This is a genomic window from Oceaniglobus trochenteri, from assembly GCF_020529025.1.
Taxonomy (GTDB): Bacteria; Pseudomonadota; Alphaproteobacteria; order Rhodobacterales; family Rhodobacteraceae; genus Oceaniglobus; species Oceaniglobus trochenteri.
The window spans coordinates 2,501-5,000 of sequence record NZ_JACNMM010000025.1 but is presented as its reverse complement, the minus strand read 5'-3'; the positions used below and the strand labels follow the sequence as shown (position 1 = coordinate 5,000).

The window sequence follows — 2,500 nt, the reverse complement described above, 5'->3', positions numbered from 1 at the left end:
GCCCCAGTCAAACTACCCGCCACACAGGGTCCCGGATCCGGATAACGGACCGCGGTTAGACATCAAGCAAAGCAAGGGTGGTATCTCAAGGATGGCTCCACAGAAACTGGCGTTCCTGCTTCAAAGCCTACCACCTATCCTGCACATGCCTGGCCTGATGCCAATGTGAAGCTGTAGTAAAGGTGCACGGGGTCTTTCCGTCTAACCGCGGGAAGCCTGCATCTTGACAGGCAATTCAATTTCGCTGAGTCGATGTTGGAGACAGCGGGGAAGTCGTTACGCCATTCGTGCAGGTCGGAACTTACCCGACAAGGAATTTCGCTACCTTAGGACCGTTATAGTTACGGCCGCCGTTTACCTGGGCTTCAATTCAAGGCTTGCACCTCTCCTTTTAACCTTCAGGCACCGGGCAGGCGTCAGACCCTATACGTCGTCTTGCGACTTCGCAGAGCCCTGTGTTTTTAGTAAACAGTCGCCACCCCCTGGTTTGTGCCCCCGCCCAAGAGTTGCCTCCTGAACGGGCCTCCTTCTCGCGAACTTACGGAGGTATTTTGCCGAGTTCCTTCAACATCGTTCTCTCAAGCGCCTTGGTATTCTCTACCAGTCCACCTGTGTCGGTTTAGGGTACGATCCAGCGATGGAGCTATTTCCAGGAACCGCTCAGCAGCCCATTCAATCCGATAAGGATGAACTACCTCTGCGATCCGTCACTTCCATCTGGCCCAGGAATATTAACCTGGTTCCCATCGACTACGCCTTTCGGCCTCGCCTTAGGGGTCGGCTTACCCTGCTCAGATTAGCTTTAAGCAGGAACCCTTGGACTTTCGGCGACAGGGTCTCTCACCCTGTTTGTCGCTACTCATGTCATCATTCTCACTAGTGATCTCTCCACCGGATCGCTCACGCGCCGGCTTCACAGAAAAGACTGTTATCTGCGCTACCGCTTCGCTACTTGAGCGCGGTTGCCCGCGCCCCTGCATCGGGCGGTAAAACAGATAAAGTCTTATGTCACACTACGCTCCGCTACCATGCACTATGTGCATCCTAAGCTTCGGCTCATGGCTTGAGCCCCGTTACATCTTCGCCGCAAGACAGCTTGTCTAGACCAGTGAGCTGTTACGCTATCTTTAAAGGATGGCTGCTTCTAAGCCAACCTCCTGGTTGTTTTGGCCGTCTCACATGCTTTCCCACTTAGCCATGAATTAGGGGCCTTAGCTGTAGGTCAGGGTTGTTTCCCTCTTCACGACGGACGTTAGCACCCGCCGTGTGTCTGCCATCTAGTACTCCTCGGTATTCGGAGTTTGGTTAGGATCAGTAAGCCTGTGGGGCCCCATTACCCATCCAGTGCTCTACCCCCGAGGGTATTCGGATGACGCTCTACCTAAATAGATTTCGCGGAGAACCAGCTATCTCCGAGTTTGATTGGCCTTTCACCCCTAGGCACAACTCATCCCGACCTTTTTCAACAGGTGTGGGTTCGGACCTCCAGTTGGTGTTACCCAACCTTCATCCTGGTCATGCCTAGATCACTCGGTTTCGGGTCTGATCCATCTAACTCATGCGCCCTGTTCAGACTCGCTTTCGCTGCGCCTACACCTAACGGCTTAAGCTTGCTAGATAGACCAAGTCGATGACCCATTATACAAAAGGTACGCCGTCAGGGCTCATGGCCCCTCCGACTGCTTGTAGGCGTCCGGTTTCAGAAACTGTTTCACTCCCCTCGTCGGGGTGCTTTTCACCTTTCCCTCACGGTACTGGTTCACTATCGGTCAGTAAGGAGTACTTAGCCTTGGAGGGTGGTCCCCCCATGTTCAGACAGGATTTCACGTGTCCCGCCCTACTTAATACGTCCAATCATGCTTCATATACGGGACTGTCACCCACTATGGTCGTGCTTTCCAACACGTTCTATTCACACTCAAGGCTCGGCTGGTCCCCGTTCGCTCGCCGCTACTAGGGGAGTATCTGTTGATTTCCTTTCCTCCGGGTACTTAGATGTTTCAGTTCCCCGGGTTTGCCTTTTTAACCCTATATATTCAGGTCAAAAATACCTGGTCATACACCCTGATAACCGCTCCGCCGTGCGCCCAGTGCCAATTCCGAAAGGAATTGGTGTACCGAGCTAAGCTCGGCACGGAGTGCACGTTATTGCGAAGCAATAACAGAATATATTCAGGTGGGTTGCCCCATTCGGAAATTCATGGATCAAAGCCTATTCTCAGCTCCCCATGACTTATCGCAGAGTATCACGTCCTTCATCGCCTCTTACTGCCAAGGCATTCACCAAACGCCCTTTTCGCGCTTGATTTGATCCAGAAGAAGTCAGACTTCTTCCAACGCTCTCGGTCCTTTTGTGCACCGAAAGCGCAGGCGCGTTTTGCAAGCAAAACACACCCGACGACCTTCCTTTCGGAAAGATCGTCGAAGATCAAAAGTATACTTTTTCCCGCCCCCCCACCTGGTTCAAAGTATGAGGAGGTTTGGTCGATGATCTTGCGAT

Annotated in this window: 1 rRNA gene (only partly in view); it reads right to left on the bottom strand. The window is 52.7% G+C overall.

The annotated features are described in order from the left end of the window. Positions 1-2,308, bottom strand: a 23S ribosomal RNA gene (locus H7828_RS22380) (it extends 632 nt beyond the left edge of the window). Positions 2,309-2,500 lie beyond the last annotated feature (192 nt).